Genomic DNA, 21,199 nt, shown 5'->3' on the forward strand with positions numbered 1-21,199 from the left:
TTTCAAACTAAGCTCCAGCGGAGCAAAATGTTTATAGCAAATATAATCTCCTTTTTGACCGAAGCTCCATCGGAGCGATATATCGATTGATAAGATGCCACCCCGATGGGGTTCTAACAACAAATCTATGTTTTTCTATAAATATCGCGTTCCTCCGGAACTCAAATTTTAAAATTAAATCCCTATCATTTCAATAAAAGCTTATCATTTTGATAGGCTTTTTTTATGCTTAATTTTTGGCACAAAACCACATTCCTTTTATTTACAATACTTTATCTACAACTTTACTTTTTCGGAACAAATTTTGGCATAAGGAGGAAGAACAAAAAAATTCATTCAAAATGAAAAATCAAGTCACCTCAATCTACAAACAAGCCGAACGCTTTGCCGAGATTACTAAAAAATCTATTATTTCTGGAAATATTGTACGAGCCAAAAAATGCCTGACACTTGCTGAACGGTTATTTATTACAGGAAGTTTTGAAACCAAAAATGCAATTTCGAATGTATACATTTTCTCGGTTTCTTCTTTTATGGAAATGCGTCACTGCAATATTTCACATCTCTTTCCACAAACGCTAAAAGCAGAATATATCAAACAAATTAATACTTCAGGTGTATAAAAAGTTTAATCGGTTAACTGTTTAATTGGTTAATCGGGTGACAATCTAAAATCTAAAATCTGAACTCTAAAATCTAAAATAATTATGATCACTTTTCTTTTACTCGCATTGGCAGTTTTACTGTTTGCTATTTGTTTTAAATCTGTTGAATTCTTTGAAAAAATCTAAATCATGACAGCACTATTTATTGTTTCCATCGCCGTTTTCTGCTATTTGGTTTATGTATTAATCAAACCCGAAAAATTTTAGAAAATGAAAAAGTCACAGTCAGGAAAAAAGCTGCTACTGTATGTATTTGCGGCTTGGACATTAGCCTTTGTAATACTCATTATGTCTTTATAAAGCTCCAAATTTTATTTAATTTCTAACAAACAAAATATGAACACAGAATTATTAGGCGTCATTAGTATTTTTATCGTTTCGATAGTTTTAGCAATTCCGGTTGGAAAATATATTGCTAAAGTTTTCCTGGGCAATAAAACTTTTATCGACCCGGTTTTCAATCCAATTGAAAAATTTATTTTTAAAATTAGTGGAATTAATTCCACAGAAGAAATGAACTGGAAACAACATTTAAAAGCACTTTTGAGTGTAAATATGGTTTGGTTCTTTCTTTGCTTTTTTGTTTTGCTTTTTCAGGGATCTCTATTTTTAAATCCTGATAATAATCCATCCATGACGCCGGATTTAGCTTTTAACACCGCTATTTCGTTCGTTGTAAACTGTAATTTGCAGCATTATTCAGGCGAAACCGGACTTTCATACTTGTCACAAATGGTTTTAATGTTCCTTCAATTTGTTTCTGCAGGTGTAGGAATGGCCGCTGCAGCAATGGTTTTCACTGCAATGCGAGAAAAAACAACCGACAAATTGGGTAATTTTTACAATTATTTTATCAAAAGCTGTACTCGCATTTTATTACCGCTTTCTGCGATTGTAGCGGTTGTTCTTTTATTTAGTGGTACTCCTATGACTTTTGAAGGCAAAGATACCATTACCACTTTACAAGGTGATTCGGTACAGGTTTCACGCGGGCCGGCTGCAGCGTTTATTGCTATTAAACATATAGGTACAAACGGAGGAGGTTTTTTTGGAGCCAATTCGGCACATCCTTTAGAAAACCCTACTTATTTTACCAATGCGGTTGAACTTTGGGCACAATTAATTATTCCGTTTGCGATGATTTTTGCTTTAGGTTTTTATCTAAAGAAAAAGAAACTAGCCTACGTAATCTTTGGCGTAATGACAGTTGGTTTTTTACTCCTTGTTATTCCGACTGTTATCAGTGAATTGAATGGAAATCCAACCATAGAAAAAATGGGAATTGCTCAGGCAACCGGAGCAATGGAAGGAAAAGAAGTTCGCTTTGGCCCAGCCATTTCAGGTTTTTGGAGTATTGCTACAACCGTAATTTCGACAGGTTCTGTAAACAGTATGCACGATAGTTCGATGCCAATTTCAGGAGCGATGCAATTGCTTGCAATGATGGTCAATGCCTTTTACGGAGGTTGTGGTGTTGGAATTCTGAACTTCTATATTTTCATTATTCTCGCTGTATTTATTTCCGGATTAATGGTCGGTCGAACACCTGAATTTTTAGGGAAGAAAATCGAAGCCCGCGAAGTTAAAATTGCTGCTTTTATTGCTATTCTTCATCCTTTATTAATTTTAGCGGGAACCGCTTTGGCTTCTTATTTTGCTGCAAATGATACCGCAATGGGCTATTGGTTTAGTGGAAACGCCACAGGCTGGTTAAACAATCCCGGAAACCACGGATTCTCAGAAATGCTATATGAATATACTTCGAGCGCAGCTAACAACGGTTCTGGTTTTGAAGGTTTAGGAGATAACAATCCGTTTTGGAATATTACTACAGGAATCGTTTTATTGTTAAGTCGTTTCATTCCAATCATCGGACCATTAGCAATCGCAGGATTATTGGCGAATAAAAAATACATTCCTGAAAGTGCAGGAACTTTAAAAACTGATACTACCATTTTTGGAGTTATGGTTTTTGCCGTAATCGCAATTATTGCAGCTTTATCGTTCTTCCCGGCATTGGCGCTTGGGCCTTTAGCTGAATATTTTATACTAAAATAGAAATGCTGAATATTTTAAACATAGCCCGTGGTTTCAACCACGGGAAACGAATTGCAGGGATAAAGATTGTGATATACGTTGCTCCCTGTGGTTAAAACCACTGGCTATGTTTACAATTGATGAATTTATTTCCGCATAACATTTAACAAATAACATTTAACTTTTTACAAGAAAATGACAACTAATAAATCCGCATCATTGTTTGAAAGCAAACAGGTAAAAGAAGCCTTAGCGCAGTCTTTTGTCAAATTGAATCCAAAATTGATGATCAAAAATCCGGTAATGTTTACCGTAGAAATTGGAACCGCCATTATGTTTGCTGTTTGTATTTCCATTTTAATGGGCGCAACAGATCAAGGTAGTTTCACTTATAATTTAATTGTGTTTTTAATTTTACTTGCCACACTTTTGTTTGCCAATTTTGCCGAAGCCATTGCCGAAGCCAGAGGAAAAGCACAAGCCGACAGTTTAAGAAAAACCCGTGAAGAAACTCCGGCAAGACAAATTTTGCCAAACGGAGAAATCAAAAACATCAGTTCATCTGAATTAAAAAAAGGAGATGTTTTTGTTTGTGAAGCCGGTGATTTAATCGCTACCGATGGTGAAATTATCGAAGGTTTGGCAACTATTGACGAAAGTGCTATTACCGGAGAAAGCGCTCCTGTAATTCGCGAAGCCGGAGGTGATAAATCTTCCGTTACCGGAGGAACAAAAGTGTTATCTGATAAAATAAAAGTAATAGTAACTTCTGAACCCGGTGAAAGTTTTCTGGATAAAATGATTGCTTTGGTTGAAGGCGCAAGCCGTCAGAAAACACCAAACGAAATTGCATTAACTATTTTATTGGCAGCATTTACCTTAATCTTCGTGATTGTTTGTGTTACGCTAAAACCGTTTGCAGATTATGCGAATGCGCCAATTACAATCGCTGCTTTTATTGCCTTATTCGTTTGTTTGATTCCAACCACAATTGGTGGTTTACTTTCTGCGATTGGTATTGCGGGAATGGACAGAGCATTGCGTGCCAACGTAATTACAAAATCTGGAAAAGCGGTTGAAACTGCCGGAGATATTGATGTTTTGCTTTTGGATAAAACCGGAACAATCACAATTGGAAACAGAAAAGCAACCAATTTTTATCCTGCAAAAGGTATTTCAGAAGAAGATTTTATAAAGTCTGCAGTGTTAAGTTCACTAGCAGATGACACTCCGGAAGGTAAAAGTATCGTGGAACTGGCAGGTGCCGAAATTGCCAATAAATTATCAATTGAAGGTGCTACTTTAATCAAATTTACCGCAGAAACCAGAACTTCCGGAGTTATTTTAAAAGACGGAACCAATATTAGAAAAGGAGCTCAGGATGCTGCAAAAAATATCGCAAAACAAGCCGGAAATTCTTTTCCCGAAGATACCGCTCAAAAAGTAATTGACATTTCAACAAACGGAGGAACGCCGTTGGTTGTTATCAAAAATAATCAGGTTCAAGGCGTTATCGAATTGCAGGATATTATTAAAACCGGAATGAAAGAACGTTTTGACCGATTGCGAAAAATGGGTGTAAAAACAGTTATGGTCACGGGAGATAATCCGCTTACGGCGAAGTTTATTGCCGAAGCTGCCGGTGTTGATGATTTTATTGCCGAAGCAAAACCTGAGGATAAAATGAACTACATCAAAAATGAGCAAAACTTAGGGAAATTGGTTGCCATGATGGGCGACGGAACCAATGACGCTCCTGCTCTTGCGCAAGCCAACGTAGGTGTTGCCATGAACAGCGGAACTCAGGCGGCAAAAGAGGCCGGAAACATGGTCGATCTTGACAATGATCCAACGAAATTAATCGAGATTATCGAAATTGGAAAACAGCTTTTAATGACACGTGGAACTTTAACTACTTTTTCTATTGCAAATGACGTTGCGAAATATTTTGCTATTGTTCCTGCTCTTTTTATTACTGCGATTCCTGCGCTTCAAGGTTTGAATATTATGCATTTGCATAGTCCGGAAAGTGCCATTTTATCGGCTGTAATTTTTAATGCGATTATCATCCCAATATTGATTCCGTTGGCGTTGAGAGGAGTTGATTACAAACCAATTGGAGCAAGTGCAATCCTTAAAAGAAACTTATTGATTTATGGTTTAGGCGGTTTGATTGTTCCTTTTATCGGAATTAAATTAATTGATTTGCTTGTTGCACTTTTTATTTAAGGTTCTGAGATGCTAAGGCTCTAAGGTACTAAGGTTTCCTATTAGAGTCGTAAAATCTAAACCTTCAAACTCAAATTAAAAACGCGGACTTTGATTACTCGGCTTGGAAAAAAAACTTAGAAGCTTAGAATCTTAGTCCCTTAGAATCTCAAAACATGAAAACTATATTCTCACTATTAAAACTTACCGTACTTATTTTAATTCTATTTGCGGTTATTTATCCTCTTGCAATTTACGGAATTGCACAATTTGCTCCGAATCAAGGAAAAGGAGAAACGATTTCGGTTAACGGAAAAGTGGCTGGTTACCAAAAAATTGGTCAAAAATTCGATAAGTCGAATTATTTCTGGGGAAGACCCTCAGCTGTAGATTACAATGCTGCCGGAAGTGCCGGAAGCAACAAAGGACCAAGCAATGCCGATTATTTGGCTTTGGTTCAAAAAAGAATTGATACGCTTTTACTTGTTCACCCATACTTGAAAAAATCTGATATTCCATCAGATATGGTTACGGCTTCTGGAAGCGGATTGGATCCGAATATTTCTCCGGAAGGCGCCTTGATTCAGGTGAAACGTGTTGCTAAAGAGCGAAAATTAGCTGAAGCTAAAGTAAAAGCTTTGGTGGAAGCGAATATTAATACTCCGAAAGTAATGGGAACTCCAACGGTTAATGTTTTGGAATTGAATGTGGCTTTGGATGAGCTTTCTAAAAAAGGCTCTTAGGTTCTGAGTTGCTAAGTTACAAAGGTTTTAAAAACCTGTCGGGTTTGACAGAGCGTTATTAGTCTTTGCGAGGAACGAAGCAATCTCACTTGCAAAATCGACAATGACTTGTAATAGTGTGGTTGCTTCGTTCCTCGCAATGACAAACTGAAATGTTATATAATTAATACCTACAAGGTTTTGAAAACCTTGTAGGAAACGAAAATGCCTTTTTTACCCCAAAAGCCCTAGCCCCGATAGTAGTGGAAATCCTTTTTCTTTTTTCTTTAAAAAGAAAAAGATTGTAACGGATAGCGGGAAATAGCTCCTTAAAAACCTACAAATAATAAACTAATGAGGATGAGATTGCTTCGTCCTCGCAATGACAAACAAAAATGAAAAAAATTATACTTACCGCTTTAATCGCATTTGGTTTTAGCAATTTACACGCACAGGAAGAAACAAAAAGTCCGTTTACATTTTCAGGATATGTAGACGTTTATTACAGTTATGATTTTGCGAAACCGGAAGATCATACGCGCCCGGGATTTTTTTACAGTTACAACCGAAGCAATGAAGTGAACCTGAATTTAGGTTTGGCAAAAGTGAATTATTCGAAAGAAAATATTCGTGGAAATTTTGCTTTGATGGCGGGAACTTATGCGCAATATAATATGTCGCCGGAACAGGATTTATTGAAAAATGTTTATGAGGCTAATGTTGGTGTGAAGATTTCGCAAAGTCATAATTTATGGATTGATGCGGGAATTATGCCTTCGCATATTGGTTTTGAAAGTGCAATTGGAAAAGATTGCCAGACTTTAACCCGAAGCATTTTGGCTGAAAACTCTCCGTATTATGAAGCGGGCGTAAAAATTGGCTACACATCAGAATCTGGTGCGTGGTATTTGGCCGGAATGTATTTGAACGGCTGGCAGCGAATTCAGAAAGTCGACGGAAATCAAACGCCTGCTTTTGGAACGCAAATTACTTATAAACCAACAGATAAAGTGGTTTTGAACTGGAGTACGTATATTGGAAATGAACAGCCGGATATTGACAAAAAATGGCGTTATTTCAACAACTTTTACGGACAATTTAAATTTACGGATAAAACAAATATTACGGCTGGTTTTGATGTTGGATCACAGCAATCAGCTAAAAATAGTAACAAATACGATACTTGGTTTTCACCGGTTTTGATTCTGCAATACAAACCAACAGATAAAATTCAGTTGGCTGCACGTGGCGAATATTACAGTGACGAAAAAGGTGTTATTATCGCAACAGAAACGCCAAACGGATTTAAAACTTACGGATTTTCAGCTAACTTTGATTACTTAGTTTCTGATAATGTAATGTTTAGAATCGAAGCCAGAAATCTTTCGAGTAAAGATCAGATATTCACAAAAGACAATCTTCCAACGGATACAAATACGTTTGTAACGACTTCGCTGGCGATTAGTTTTTAAACATTAAAAATTATTTTTTACCATTAAGATATTAAGTTAATGAAGGCAAAATTTAATTTTCTCAATAGGCTCATTTAGTCAAAGCTTAACTTTCTTAATATCTTAATGGTAAAATAAAAAAAACTTAGTGCCTTAGCGCCTTCGTGGCAAAAACATATGGAACAGGAAAAAAATAACGCACAGCACTTTCTCGATTTAATTCAGAAATCACGAAAAGGAAAGTTTAAAGTCTACATTGGGATGAGCGCCGGTGTGGGGAAAACTTTTCGTATGCTTCAGGAAGCGCATTCGTTGTTGAAAAACGGAATTGATGTGAAAATTGGCTACATCGAAACGCATATGCGCAAGGAAACGCATGAACTTTTAGCTGGTTTGCCCGTGATTCCGCGGCGAACCATTTTCTATAAAGGAAAACAGCTTGAAGAACTTGACGTACAGGCGATAATTAACTTAAGACCCGAAGTTGTTATTGTCGATGAATTGGCGCACACGAATATTGAAGGAAGCAAAAACGAAAAACGCTGGCAGGATGTTTTGGAGATTCTGGAAGCGGGCATTAATGTGATTTCGGCAGTAAACATTCAGCATATTGAGAGTTTAAATTCAGCTGTAAAACGCATTACGGGAATTGATGTTCAGGAACGAATTCCTGATAATGTTTTGCGTTTGGCTGATGAAGTGGTGAATATCGATTTAACATCGGAAGATTTGATTGCGCGTTTGAAAGAAGGAAAAATTTATACGGCTGATAAAATTCAGACGGCTTTGACCAACTTTTTTAAATCGGAACAAATTCTGCAATTGCGGGAATTGGCTTTAAAAGAAGTGGCAAGTCAGGTAGTTCGAAAAGTCGAAAACGAGGTGCCTCAACTGCACGCTTTAAAACAAGAAAAACTATTGGCATGCATTAGCAGTAACGATAAAACAGCAAAAATCGTCATTCGAAAAGCCGCACGTTTGGCGAGTTATTACAACGGTTCGTGGTATGTTTTGTATGTAGAAACTCCGAAAGAAAGCAGTACCAAAATTGCTTTAGACAAACAACGGCATTTGATTAATAACTTTAAACTGGCCGTGCAATTAGGCGCAGAAGTGATTAAAACAGAAAACAAAAATATTGCCGATGCGATTTTAATGACCGTTGAAGAAAAACAAATTACAACTGTCTGCATCGGGAAACCGCATTTGAATTTATTTAAAGTAATTTTGTCTACGACGATTTTCAGACGCTTATTAAATAGCTTGTCTTTATCTAATGCTGACCTTGTTATTTTGTCTTGAAATGTTTTAAACCATATAAGTCATATAAGTTCATTTTAATAGGGGCGTTGAATTTAACCGCAAAGTTCGCAAAGGTTACGCAAAGTTCATTTAAGATTTTGCTCGTAGCAAGGTCACAAACTTTCTTATATTTTCTATTCTTTGCGTCAATATTGCGCATTTTTATATTTTCTTATATGACTTATATGGTTCAAAAAAAAAATTAAATGTTTTATAAAATGAGAATTAAAACTAAATTAAATCTGGGAGTTGGGTTATTATTTTTACTAATAATTATACTCACATTGGTAAGCGCTTTTTATATTTTTTCGATAAAAAAAGATACTGAAAATATTCTGAAAGCGAATTATAATACGCTGGAATATTCCCGTAATATGCTTTTGGCATTAGATGAAATTAACGCTAATAAAGAAAATGCGATTGTTACTTTTAAAGAAAATCTCTTAAACCAAACGAAAAATGTTACCGAAGCCGGAGAGAAAAAAGGCACCGATAGTCTACAGAAAAACTTTGCTCTTTTAGAAAAAAACAGTGCTGATGAAAGTTTAAAGATGCAAATTCGCCAGGATATTTTTGAAATCATGAAACTCAACATGAATGCCATAAAACAGAAAAGCGACATTGCCAAACATACCGCCGAAACTGCCAATTTATGGATTGCCATTGTGGGAACTTTGTGTTTTTTAATCGCCTTTAATTTATTGATTAATCTGCCTCATAATATCGCCAATCCTATTAAGGAATTAACGCTGAGTATTAAAGAAATTGCGAACAAAAATTATTCAGAACGTGTTCATTTTACCAATCACAATGAATATGGAGATTTGGCAAAATCGTTTAATACCATGGCGCAAAAACTTCAGGAATATAACAATAGTAATTTGTACAAACTCTTCTTTGAGAAAAAACGACTGGAAACTTTAATCAATAATATGCACGACCCAATTATTGGTTTGGATAATCAGGGAATTATTTTGTTTGCGAATGATGAAGCGCTGAAAATTATTGGCCTAAAACTGGAAGATGTTATTGGGAAATCAGCTTCTGATTTGGCATTATCCAATGATTTAATACGTTCGTTAATTTTAAAAGAATTAGATTCTGATTCGCAGAAAAAGAAACCTTTGAAAATTTTTGCTAACGGAAAAGAAAGTTATTTCGATAAGGAAACGATCAATATCACGATAACGCCAACGGGTGAGGAAAAAGAAATTAATATTGGAGATGTTATTATTCTGCGAAATATTACGCTGTTTAAAGAGCTTGATTTTGCCAAAACCAATTTTATTGCCACGGTTTCACACGAATTAAAAACGCCAATCGCTTCGATAAAACTGAGTTTGCAATTGCTTCAAAACAATAAAACGGGCGACATGAACGACGATCAGAAACAATTGGTCGAAAGTATTAAAGATGATAGTCAGAGGCTATTGAAAATTACAGGCGAACTGTTGAACTTATCACAATTGGAAACCGGAAATATTCAGTTGAATATCGAAAAAAGCAATCCGTATGCTATTGCAAATTACGCTGTTGAAGCCGTTAAAATTCAAGCAGAACAAAAACAAATAAGACTTATCATTGATGCCGATGAAAACTTGCAGGATGTAAAAGCCGACAGTGAAAAAACAGGATGGGTTTTAATTAATTATTTATCGAATGCTATAACTTATTCTTCTGAAAAAAGTACAATTTTGATCAAATTAAAAAATGAAAATGATCAGATTCTATTTCAGGTTATCGATACCGGAAAAGGAATTGATGCCAGATATAAAGATAAAGTTTTCGACAAATATTTTCAGATTCCGGGAAGTCAAAAATCCGGAACGGGATTGGGTTTAGCCATTAGCAAAGAATTTATCGAAGCGCAAAATGGGATAATTGGTGTTGAAAGTAATTTAGGTTTAGGGAGTACGTTTTGGTTTTCGTTAAAAGTTTAAAAAAAGAGCCAGCGGCTCGACCAATTTTGTAGGGCTGGATTTTAATCCAGTTCCCACATAAAAACATGTAAACATCTAATTTTATAGTTTTTAAAAAACCCAGCGGAGCGATATCAACGAACGAATATGCCACCCCGATGGGGTTTATTTACGTGTGATAATAATTTTCTATAAATATAGCATCCCTTTGGGATTTAATTTATATTGTCTTTGAAATTGATATTTGACATTTCCATTGAAAATCAATTTGGGGCAGAGGTATTATTTTTAATCTCCATCACCTCTCTTTTTACCTCCAAAAGCAAATCTTTCATACTTTGCGATTCCGTTTGTTCGTGTCGTTTATCGCTGCGGCCGATGTTGCATTCATATTCCCAGATTTCTAAAATATCTGAGGCTTTTACTTCATAATTTGGATAAAAACGATTGTCTGATTCCAGAACTAAACTATTTTTTTTGTTCTTGTTGAGACGCTTGTAAACCATTCCTTCGTTTTTGGTAATCAGGATATAGGTTTTGCCATCCATCACCTCTCCCAGCCTTTCTACATAACGACCGATAATAATAGAACCATCTTCGTGTGGCGGCATCGAATCTCCTTCCACAGGAAATCCGCGGTGTTTTCCTGGTCCCAAAAACGGTAGCGAAACTTGCTGCAGACTTTCAATATATTCCGGATCGGCGTATCCGTTAAGATAGCCTGCTTTTGCTTTTTGAGATACAATTTCAATATAATTCTCTCCAAAACTATCTACTTGTATGGGCAAAATAAGTCGGTTGCCTTCTAATTTTATCAAGTTTTCTATATTGATTTTACGTATATCGACAGATAATAATAAATCGATACTCATATGAAAATATAAAGCGATTTGCTTTAAAATATCATACGGTGCTTCTGAAGTTCCGTCTTCGTATTTAACGTATCTTCCTCTGGTAATTCTAAGGTTTTCAGCTAATTTTTCCTGTGATATTTTATGCTTAACCCTCAATGCTCTGATATTGTCTGAAAATAAGGACATAATTAATTTGTTATAATTTGGAACAGCAAATATACAAAAAAATGTTATCATCTGTACTAATTTTGTATCTACAAAAACAAGGAAATGACACGGGCGATTGTACACATGGATTTGGATACCTTTTTTGTATCCTGCGAAAGATTAACCAACTCAGAATTAAGAGATAAAGCTCTAATTATTGGTGGTGGTGATCGCGGTGTTGTGGCTTCTTGTTCGTATGAGGCAAGACGTTTCGGAGTTCGTTCTGCGATGCCTATTCACATGGCGATGAAACTTTGCCCGCAAGCCAAAATCATCAAAGGCGATATGGAATTATATTCGAAATTATCGCATGATGTAACGCAGGTAATTCAGGAAAAAGCGCCGATAATGGAAAAAGCCAGTATCGATGAATTTTATCTTGATATTACGGGAATGGACCGTTTTCACGGAAGTTATAAATGGACCAATGAACTGGCTCAATCTGTTATTAAAGAAACCGGATTACCCATTAGTTTTTCATTATCAATCAATAAAACGGTTTCTAAAATTGCTACAGGCGAAGGCAAACCAGTTGGAAATTTACAAATTCCTGAAAATGAAGTACAGGCTTTTTTGAATCCGTTATCGATTCAGAAAATTCCAATGGTGGGCACGGTGACTTTTCAGCTTTTATCCCGAATTGGCATTCGAACCATACAAACTTTATCTGAAATGCCTGCTGAAGTTTTACAGCAAATGATTGGTAAAAATGGTTTGGATATCTGGAAAAAAGCCAACGGAATTGATCACACCCCGGTTGAACCTTATACAGAAAGAAAATCTATTTCGACCGAACATACTTTTTCGCAGGATACAATTGATATCGTCAAACTTAAGTCGTTATTAGTAGGAATGGTCGAAAAACTGGCTTTTCAACTTAGATCAGAGCAATGGTTAACCTCAACAATTACGGTTAAAATACGCTACGCCAATTTTGATACCGAAACCAAACAATGCAAAATTGCTTATACATCTGCCGATCATATTTTGACCAAAAACGTAATCGATTTGTTTGATAAGGTTTACCAACGACGAATGCGTTTGCGCCTAATTGGTATTCGCTTTAGCGGATTGGTTCGCGGCACTTATCAAATTGATCTTTTTGAAGATACTCAGGAAATGTTATCGCTTTATGCGGCGATGGATAAAATGAAAAGCCGTTATGGTTTTGATGCCGTAATGCGCTGTGCCGGTGCGCACTTTAAACCAAATAATAAAGATGAAATTTTAAAACGTAACAAATAATGTATCTTAATTGTCATTCTTTTCATTCGCTTCGCTACGGCACGATTCCTCTCAAAAAACTCATTGAGGAAGCGGTTTCTTGTGGTGTAAAAGCAATGGCACTTACAGATATTAATACCGTAACAGGAATTTATGATTTTATAAGAGAATGTGATAAAGTCGGGATAAAACCTTTGGTTGGAATGGAATTTCGCTGCAATCATCAGTTTCGATATATTGGTCTGGCTAAAAATGCAAGCGGCTTGGGTGAAATGAATCTTTTTTTGACGGAACATAATTTCAGCGGAGAACCTTTGCCGCTAATTGCTCCCAAATTCGAATCGGTTTTTGTTATTTATACTTTAGAAAATGCTCCGGCAACACTTCGTGAAAATGAATTTATCGGAGTTCGTCCTGATGAAGTTTTAAAGCTTTTAACATCAGAACACAGAAATAACATTTCGAAAATGGTTGTGCTGCAGTCGGTAACTTTTAGCAATAAAAAAGAATTTAATCTGCATAAAATTCTGCGGGCGATTGATACCAATATCATTCTTTCGAAACTAACAGAAGCTGATTATTGCAAAACTTCTGAGAAAATGCTGCCTTTAGAATCGCTCTTGCCTTTTTATGAAAGTTATCCGGAAATTATAGAAAACACGCAAAAAATAATCGATTCCTGTAATTTTCAATATGATTTTACAACGCCAAAAAACAAAAAGTTCTTTACTGAAAATCGCCAAGGTGATATAAAAAAGCTAACTGAATTGGCATTTGAAGGATTTGAATGGCGATATGGAAAAGGAAATGAACAGGCAAAAAAGCGCATAGAAAAAGAACTTAAAGTAATTGACAAACTTGAATTTAGCGGTTATTTTTTAATTACCTGGGATATTGTTCGCTACAGCAACAGTCAGGGTTTTATGCATATTGGCCGAGGCAGTGGCGCCAATAGTATTATTGCGTATTGTTTGGGAATTACAGATATATGTCCGTTGGAATTGGATTTGTATTTTGAACGCTTTTTGAATTTAAATCGAAAAAGTCCGCCCGATTTTGATATCGATTGGAGCTGGAAAGAACGCAACACTATTTTAGAATATATATTTGATAAATACGGCCGCGATCATGTTGCTTTTTGCGGAACAAATGTCGAATTTAAACACCGATCTATTTTTAGGGAAGTAGGAAAAGTGTTTGGCCTTCCGAAAGAAGAACTGGACATGCTCGCCAAAAATCCGAAAGAATTGCATGAAACAAATTCTATCGTAAAACTGGTTCAGGAATACAGCATTATGATGAATAAATATCCTAATCAGCGCAGTATGCACGCTTGTGGAATTATTATTTCCGAAGAACCAATTACAAATTATACGCCATTGGAAATGCCGCCAAAAGGTTTCCCAATCGTACTTTTTGATATGCATATTGCGGAAGAAATTGGTTTCGAAAAATTCGATATTCTGAGTCAGCGCGGGATCGGTCATATTGATGACAGCGTAAAATTGATTGAAAAAAACAGGGGCATCAAATTGAATATTCGCGATACTTCAATTTCTAAAGATGAAACTGTATGTAATATTCATTTGGCGCAAGGCAAAACGATTGGCTGTTTTTATATTGAAAGTCCGGCGATGCGTGGTTTATTACGCCGATTGAATTGTGATAATTATAAAATTCTGGTAGCGGCTTCGTCTATTATTCGTCCCGGCGTTGCGCAATCCGGAATGATGAAAGAGTATATTTTTCGTCATAATAATCCGGATCAGTTCGAATATTTTCATGAGGTTTTTAAAGAACATCTTGGTGAAACGTACGGCATTATGGTGTATCAGGAAGATGTTATTAAAATCGCTCAACATTATGGCGGACTTTCTGCTGCCGATGGTGATATTTTACGTCGCGCCATGTCCGGAAAAGGGCGATCTATGGAGGCGTTACAAAAAGTAAAAGATAATTTCTTTGCTTCTTGTGCTCAAAAAGGACATCCTGAAATGCTGAGTCAGGAAATTTACCGTCAGATTGAATCGTTTGCAGGGTTTTCGTTTTGTAAAGCCCACTCTGCCTCTTATGCCGTAGAAAGTTATCAGAGTTTATATCTCAAGATTAATTATCCCGTAGAATTTATGACGGCGGTTATCAACAATCAGGGGGGATTTTACAGAACTGAAGTTTATGTACACGAAGCACGCATGTCTGGTGCAACGATTATGAATACGTGTGTCAATAAAAGCGAATATCAAACCACTGTTTATGGCACTGATATTTATCTTGGTTTTATGCATTTGCAGGGTTTAGAATCAAAAACGGCAAACTTGATTGTATCAGAAAGAGAGAAAAATGGTAATTATATTTCTTTAGAAAATTTTATCAATCGTATACCAATTGGAATCGAAAGCATGAAAATCCTTATTTTTATTGGTGCTTTTCGCTTTACAGGAAAAACAAAAAATCAACTTTTGGTTATTGCGAGTTTGCTTTTAAATAACTTCAAACCAGAAAACAGAAGTTTAATGTTATTGCAGGAACCTGTTAAAGAATACAAACTCCCAACTTTAGAACGTTCTGTTTTTGAAGATGCTTTTGATGAAATTGAATTACTGGGTTTTCCGGTTTCCTGTACGGTTTTTGACCTTTTGCAAACCAAACATCGGGGCGATATTATGGCCAAAGATTTAGTCACGCATCATAAAAAACAAGTACGAATGCTGGCTTATTTAGTTTCGAGAAAACAAGTACCTACCAAAAAAGGAAACATGTATTTTGGAACCTGGATTGATCATGAAGGCACTTATTTTGATACGGCACATTTTCCGGATTGTCTGGTTCAATATCCTTTTCAGGGCGGAGGCTGTTATCTTTTGCTGGGAAATGTTGAAGTTGATTATCATTTTCCGACAATCACAATTACCAAAATGGCCAAAATGCCTTTTATTCCAGATCCGCGTTATATGGATGCTAAAGATCAGTTTAAAACACAGCAATTAATAAAAGAAGATGTTAGCCCAACTCATCGCGAACCGTATCCGCAGGCACATGAAATTAATTTGCCACGACATCGGATGAAATTTTCAAAATAAAAGAATTCAAAAAAATAAAAATTAAGCTCAATTGTTTTAAAAGATAGAATTTACAAGAATAAAAATAGGTTTCACGTTATATAATAAAGATGAAAAAGCTGGAATATGCCATAGTAGATATTGAAACCACAGGTGGTAATGCCAGTGGCAGCCGCATTACAGAAATTGCCATTATTATTCATGACGGAACAAATGTAATTGACCGATTTGAAACACTCGTTAATCCGGAAAAGGAAATTCCGATTTCGATTTTTGCGTTAACGGGCATTAATAACGAAATGGTAGCTAACGCTCCTATATTTGATGATATTGCAGAGAAAGTACTGGAAATGCTTACAGATCGCGTTTTCGTTGCACATAATGTCAACTTTGATTATTCTTTCGTACGCCATCAACTTGAACAAGCGGGGTTTAAGTGGACGGCGAGAAAATTGTGCACCGTTCGCGCGGCAAGAAAAATAAGACCTGGATTCTCGTCTTATAGTTTAGGAAATCTTTGCAATTCATTAGATATAAATTTAGAAAACCGACATCGTGCCGGTGGTGATGCCGATGCGACAGCAATATTATTTTCCCGATTACTGGAATGGGATTATGAAGGCGAAATCGACAAAATGATCAAGAAAACAGCACAAGATCAACGTTTACCTCCTAACCTTCCGCCTGAAGATTTTAATCAATTGCCTGAAAAACCCGGCGTTTATTACTTTTATAATCAGATGAAAAAGGTTATTTATGTTGGAAAAGCAATTAACTTAAAAAAACGGGTAGCTTCTCATTTTAGCGGACATAAAATTAATCCGCAAAGGCAAAACTTCTTGCGCGATATCTACAGTATTTCTTTTGAAATTTGTGGCAACGAGCTAATGGCTTTACTTTTAGAATGTACAGAAATTAAAACACTTTGGCCAACATACAACAGAGCATTAAAACGTTTTGAGGCAAAATATGGCCTATATCAATATGAAGCCCGCAGTGGATACAAATATCTGGCAGTTGGAAAACTAAGCAAATTTCAGGTTTGCATTCATGAATTTAATAGTCTGTATGACGCAATAAATGTATTGCGAAATCTGGCTGAACAGTTTGAAATTGATCAACGATTTTGCAAATATTCTAAACAGGAAGAAGCCGAATTTTTTCCAAACCAAGACATTAAAATATTACCTGATGTGACGATTCATAACGATCAGGTTGAAAATGCCATTGAATTTTTATTAAGCAACAGACCCACTTTTGCTATTATAGACAAAGGCAGATCTGCAGAGGAGCGCAGTTTCATTTGGGTTGAAAATGGACATTTTTATGGAATGGGCTACATAGCATCTGATATTACAATTATTGAGCCATCAGATATAAAAGATTATATCACACCTTATAAGAGCAATCAATATATAACACATTTAATTTATGCTTATGCTGAGAAATATCCACGGAAAGTATTTTTCAACAAGCACTTCCTGAAATAAAAACACAAACCTCATCTCAATTAAATGCTTAATAATCAGTAAATTTAAGAATACAATTAATTTAAAGATACCATGAAAATAGCAACATATAACGTAAACGGAGTCAACGGACGCTTAAATGTTTTACTGCGCTGGTTGGAAGAAGCAACTCCAGATATTGTTTGTCTGCAGGAATTAAAAGCACCGCAAGACAAATTTCCCATTAAAGCGATTAATGACGCAGGTTACAATGCCATTTGGCACGGTCAAAAGCAATGGAATGGTGTTGCAATTTTAGCCCGAAATATGGAAATTGAAGAAATAACACGCATTCTTCCCGGCGATGAAGAAGATATTCAGAGTCGGTATGTTGAAGCTTTGATTAACGGAATAGTAATAGCGTGTCTTTATCTGCCAAACGGAAATCCGTGGCCGGGACCTAAATTCGAATATAAACTAAAATGGTTTGATCGTCTGGCTCATCGTGCTGAAACCCTTTTAAGTTTAAAAACTCCTGTAATACTTCTTGGCGATTACAATGTGATGCCAACAGAACTAGATGTATATAAACCTGAAAAATGGGTAAATGACGCGCTTTTCAGAACTGAAGTTCGGGAGGCTTTTAAGAATATTGTTTCGCAAGGATGGACAGATGCTATTAGGAAATTATATCCTGAGGAGAAAATTTATACTTTTTGGGATTATTTTAGAAATGCTTATCAGCGAGATGCAGGACTTAGAATTGATCACTTTTTATTGAGTCCGCAAATTGCAAAACAACTACGCTCCGGAGGCGTTGACCGGCATGTGCGAGGCTGGGAAAAAACAAGCGATCATGCGCCTGTTTGGATTGAAATTGACACAAAATAAATGGAAACCATGACACTATTTAATGACACCGAATTATTTACCACTGGTTTGGGAGGAAAAAAAGTATTTGATCTTCCTGACGCAGAACTTATTTTGATTGATAATTTCTTCAGTAAAGAAGAATCTGACCGTTTTTATGAAAAACTGCTTCATCAAACCAAATGGAGAGAATATGAAATGGAAATTTATTACAAAACTTATACAGCTCCAAGATTGATTGCCTGGTATGAAGACAAAGACAATTACGGATCAAGTCCGAATGGGCTTGACTGGACGTATGAATTGCTGACAATCAGAAGCCGGGTAGAGAAAGAAACGCAGCTTGATTTTAATGCCGTATTGCTCAATTTATACCGAAACGGCAAAGATGGCGTGGGATGGCATAGCGATAAAGAACACAATACGGGACAAAATCCGATTATTGCTTCGGTGACTTTTGGAGAGACGAGAATGTTCAGACTGCGTCATAAATTCAGAAAAGATATTCCGCAGGTTGAGATTCCTTTACATCATGGTTCTTTTCTGCTAATGGCAGGAACAACCAACAGTTTTTGGCAGCATGAGGTTCCTAAAACAGCCCGAAATGTGTTACCCAGAATCAATTTGACTTTTAGAAGGATTTATCGAAAAGAAGATAACGTAAAACATTTTCACACTAGAAATAGTGTACAAAAATTCCTCCTCTAAAAGTTAAAACACTCACAGTATGAACCTTTTATTAGGCATACCGTATTTTTTTTAGTACTTTCGCACCCTTTTTTTCATATATATAATACCAAAATGGCTTACTCAAACAATGATTTAATGCGTTTTTTAGATGCACAAAATAAACTTTATCTTACTGCTTTTTCTGAAATCAAAAAAGGAAAAAAAGAGACACACTGGATGTGGTTCATTTTTCCTCAATTAAAAGGATTGGGCACCAGCGATACTGCAAATTATTATGCCATTAATGATCTAAAAGAGGCTTCTGCATTTTTAGATCATCCTATTTTAGGGAAACATCTTATAGAAATATCAGAATTGCTTTTGACTTTTAAAAGAAAATCAGCAGATGGTATTTTTGGAGATCTGGACGCTCGAAAACTTCGTTCGTCAATGACTCTTTTTTCTTTGGCAGAAAATACAAATCCAATATTTAAGGAAATACTGGATGCTTTTTTTTCCGGAGAAGAAGACCCGCTTACTTTGACCATTATTAATTCAACTATAAAACCTTCTATTGAATCTCCTGTTTTTTAACCGTAAAGTTTAGACAAAATTCATCAGGAATGGTTTTCTGCTCGCAAATTCGCTAAGGCGCAAAGTTTATTTTCTTTGCGATTCTGACGAGTTTGCGAGATTTTTTTTTCGTCAAATTCTAAGATTTCCTGTTGTTGTTCTCTTTTAATAATTGATTATTTCGCACCATAATTAATTCTATATTAGTAGTTACTAAATCAATCTCTTAAATCAACCAAAATGACCGAAAAAATCAAAACCCTTCAGACAATACATTTTGCACTTTGTGCAGGATTAATAGTTGCTTATTTTGTAATAGGCGAAATTTCAGTTGAAAAATTAAAAACAATTCCTACCATAGATTCTTCGTCAATTGTATTTGCTATAATACCTTTTTTAGCCATTATCATGGCTAATTTTCTATTTAAATCACAATTAAAACAAGTCGATCGAAATTTGAAACTCGAAGATAAATTACCCGTTTATCAAACGGCTTCGATTATTCGCTGGGCAATTCTTGAAGGTGTTGCCTTTATAATATTAATTTTGAAACCGGATTTTTTAATATTTGGAATACTTGTTATAATATATCTTATCTTTTTGAGACCAACAGAAGAAAAGATAACTAACGATTTTTCAGAATAATGATTTTGTCGTAAGGGAAGCAAGATTTCACACAAATTCTTCAAGAAAAACAACTTTCAAATCTCTCTTTTTTACATTTTACTATTTCACAATTCTCATAACGAAATTTCACTAAACTAAAATAAATTAGCGAAATATAGTACTTTTCAATAAGCTAAAAACACGCGTAATTACTACTCTTTCAGCATTTCTTCGCTGTGGCATATATATTGGTTTCTTATAAAAAATTAATCTTAAAACCACTTTACGATGAAGAATCTTGACTACCAAAAAATAGTATTAACCCTGTTTATTATTTTAGCAAATACCACTATGAAAAGCTATGCACAAGTTGATTACGCAACAGATCCTCATTTGACACCTGCGGTAAAAGAATTTTTGAAACCATTAAATTCAGGAGGAGCACCCTTAGAATCACTTCCGGTTGCCGATGCCCGAAATGTACTTGTTGGTGCACAAAATGCATTTAAAGTTGATTTATCAGGAATCGAAGAATCTGAAAAAGAAATTACTGCCGATGGATATAAAATAAAGCTCAACATTGTTCGTCCAAAAGGAGCAAAAGGAAAGCTGCCTGTTTTCATGTTCATTCATGGCGGAGGCTGGGTTTTGGGTGATTATCCCACACATAAACGTATGGTTCGCGATTTAAGTGTACTTACGGGTTATGTTGGCGTTTTTGTAAATTATTCACTTTCGCCGGAAACTAAATATCCACAACCTGTAAATGAAGTTTATGCAGCAGCAAAATGGATTGCTGCGCACGGAAATGAAATAAATGTTGACGGAAGCAAATTGGGGATTGTAGGTAATAGCGCCGGCGGAAATTTAGCCACTGCAAGTGCTTTAATGGCAAAAGAAAAAGGAACGCCATTATTTAAAGTTCAAATTTTATTCTGGCCTGTAACCGATGCAAATTTTGAAACAGAGTCGTATAAATTGTATGGAAAACAGCGCTTTTTAACCAGCACTTTGATGCAATGGATGTGGGACCAATATGTTGATCCATCAAAAAGAAAAGAAATTTACGCTTCGCCTTTACAAGCTAGTTTAGCGCAGTTAAAAGGTTTACCTCCAACCTTGATCCAGGTTGCAGAAAATGATATTTTAAGAGATGAAGGCGAAGCTTACGGGCGTAAACTGAGCGATGCAGGAGTGGTTGTAACAACAATTCGTTACAATGATGTAATTCATGATTTTGGTTTATTGAATGGTTTAGCAGAGATTCCGCAAACGAAAACTTTGTTTCTTCAGGCTGCCGCCGAACTTAAAAAATATTTAAAATAATTGTATCACCAGACATATTTATAAAAAGAAAGCGCCTTGAAAAACTAGGCGCTTTTATA

At 35.7% G+C, this 21,199-nt stretch carries 17 protein-coding genes; 16 read left to right on the forward strand and 1 reads right to left on the reverse strand.

Annotation, left to right across the window (positions count from 1 at the left end):
• The first annotated feature begins 341 nt into the window (after positions 1–341).
• From SD960_RS21370 to SD960_RS21405, 8 genes are all read left to right on the forward strand, one after another.
• Positions 342–623 (forward strand): hypothetical protein, encoded by a 282-nt coding sequence (locus SD960_RS21370; RefSeq protein WP_318805895.1) that lies wholly within the window; start codon positions 342–344, stop codon positions 621–623.
• A gap of 171 nt (positions 624–794) precedes the next feature.
• On the forward strand, positions 795–872 hold the full coding sequence (kdpF, locus tag SD960_RS21375) for a K(+)-transporting ATPase subunit F (RefSeq protein WP_318805930.1): 78 nt from the start codon (positions 795–797) through the stop codon (positions 870–872).
• A 129-nt stretch (positions 873–1,001) separates the two neighbouring features.
• Positions 1,002–2,723: a potassium-transporting ATPase subunit KdpA gene (gene kdpA, locus SD960_RS21380; RefSeq protein WP_318805896.1), complete on the forward strand. Its 1,722-nt coding sequence runs from the start codon at positions 1,002–1,004 to the stop codon at positions 2,721–2,723.
• Between the two features lie 174 nt (positions 2,724–2,897).
• On the forward strand, positions 2,898–4,931 hold the full coding sequence (kdpB, locus tag SD960_RS21385) for a potassium-transporting ATPase subunit KdpB (RefSeq protein WP_318805897.1): 2,034 nt from the start codon (positions 2,898–2,900) through the stop codon (positions 4,929–4,931).
• A 155-nt stretch (positions 4,932–5,086) separates the two neighbouring features.
• On the forward strand, positions 5,087–5,653 hold the full coding sequence (locus SD960_RS21390) for a K(+)-transporting ATPase subunit C (RefSeq protein ID WP_318805898.1): 567 nt from the start codon (positions 5,087–5,089) through the stop codon (positions 5,651–5,653).
• Between the two features lie 374 nt (positions 5,654–6,027).
• Positions 6,028–7,104: a porin gene (locus tag SD960_RS21395; RefSeq protein WP_318805899.1), complete on the forward strand. Its 1,077-nt coding sequence runs from the start codon at positions 6,028–6,030 to the stop codon at positions 7,102–7,104.
• Between the two features lie 156 nt (positions 7,105–7,260).
• On the forward strand, positions 7,261–8,385 hold the full coding sequence (locus tag SD960_RS21400) for a sensor protein KdpD (protein ID WP_318805900.1): 1,125 nt from the start codon (positions 7,261–7,263) through the stop codon (positions 8,383–8,385).
• 218 nt (positions 8,386–8,603) lie between these two features.
• Positions 8,604–10,325, forward strand: coding sequence for an ATP-binding protein (locus SD960_RS21405; protein WP_318805901.1), 1,722 nt, complete (start codon positions 8,604–8,606; stop codon positions 10,323–10,325).
• A 242-nt stretch (positions 10,326–10,567) separates the two neighbouring features.
• Here the strand turns inward: SD960_RS21405 and SD960_RS21410 are convergent, their stop codons facing one another.
• Positions 10,568–11,344: a LexA family transcriptional regulator gene (locus SD960_RS21410; protein WP_318805902.1), complete on the reverse strand. Its 777-nt coding sequence runs from the start codon at positions 11,342–11,344 to the stop codon at positions 10,568–10,570.
• An 84-nt stretch (positions 11,345–11,428) separates the two neighbouring features.
• Between SD960_RS21410 and dinB the strand changes: the two genes are divergently transcribed.
• The 8 genes from dinB to SD960_RS21450 all read left to right on the forward strand — a co-directional run bounded on the left by dinB (position 11,429) and on the right by SD960_RS21450 (position 21,140).
• Positions 11,429–12,610 carry a DNA polymerase IV gene (gene dinB / locus SD960_RS21415; protein WP_318805903.1) on the forward strand — a complete coding sequence of 394 codons (1,182 nt, stop codon included), beginning with the start codon at positions 11,429–11,431 and terminating at the stop codon, positions 12,608–12,610.
• Positions 12,610–15,669, forward strand: a complete 3,060-nt coding sequence (locus tag SD960_RS21420; RefSeq protein WP_318805904.1) for a DNA polymerase III subunit alpha — start codon at positions 12,610–12,612, stop codon at positions 15,667–15,669. Before dinB ends, SD960_RS21420 begins: the two co-directional genes overlap by 1 nt.
• An 89-nt stretch (positions 15,670–15,758) precedes the next feature.
• Positions 15,759–17,138, forward strand: a complete 1,380-nt coding sequence (locus tag SD960_RS21425) for an exonuclease domain-containing protein (protein ID WP_318805905.1) — start codon at positions 15,759–15,761, stop codon at positions 17,136–17,138.
• Positions 17,139–17,210: 72 nt separating this feature from the next.
• Entirely contained in the window at positions 17,211–17,987 is a 777-nt protein-coding gene (xth, locus tag SD960_RS21430; protein WP_318805906.1) for an exodeoxyribonuclease III, read from the forward strand.
• A gap of 9 nt (positions 17,988–17,996) precedes the next feature.
• Positions 17,997–18,674 carry an alpha-ketoglutarate-dependent dioxygenase AlkB family protein gene (locus SD960_RS21435; protein WP_318805907.1) on the forward strand — a complete coding sequence of 226 codons (678 nt, stop codon included), beginning with the start codon at positions 17,997–17,999 and terminating at the stop codon, positions 18,672–18,674.
• A 93-nt stretch (positions 18,675–18,767) separates the two neighbouring features.
• Positions 18,768–19,229: a DUF1810 domain-containing protein gene (locus SD960_RS21440; protein ID WP_318805908.1), complete on the forward strand. Its 462-nt coding sequence runs from the start codon at positions 18,768–18,770 to the stop codon at positions 19,227–19,229.
• A 219-nt stretch (positions 19,230–19,448) separates the two neighbouring features.
• Positions 19,449–19,853: an MFS transporter gene (locus tag SD960_RS21445; RefSeq protein WP_318805909.1), complete on the forward strand. Its 405-nt coding sequence runs from the start codon at positions 19,449–19,451 to the stop codon at positions 19,851–19,853.
• A 249-nt stretch (positions 19,854–20,102) separates the two neighbouring features.
• Positions 20,103–21,140, forward strand: a complete 1,038-nt coding sequence (locus SD960_RS21450) for an alpha/beta hydrolase (protein WP_318805910.1) — start codon at positions 20,103–20,105, stop codon at positions 21,138–21,140.
• Positions 21,141–21,199: the final 59 nt, after the last annotated feature.

The sequence above is a fragment of the Flavobacterium sp. MMLR14_040 genome (assembly GCF_033657265.1).
Taxonomy (GTDB): domain Bacteria; phylum Bacteroidota; class Bacteroidia; order Flavobacteriales; family Flavobacteriaceae; genus Flavobacterium.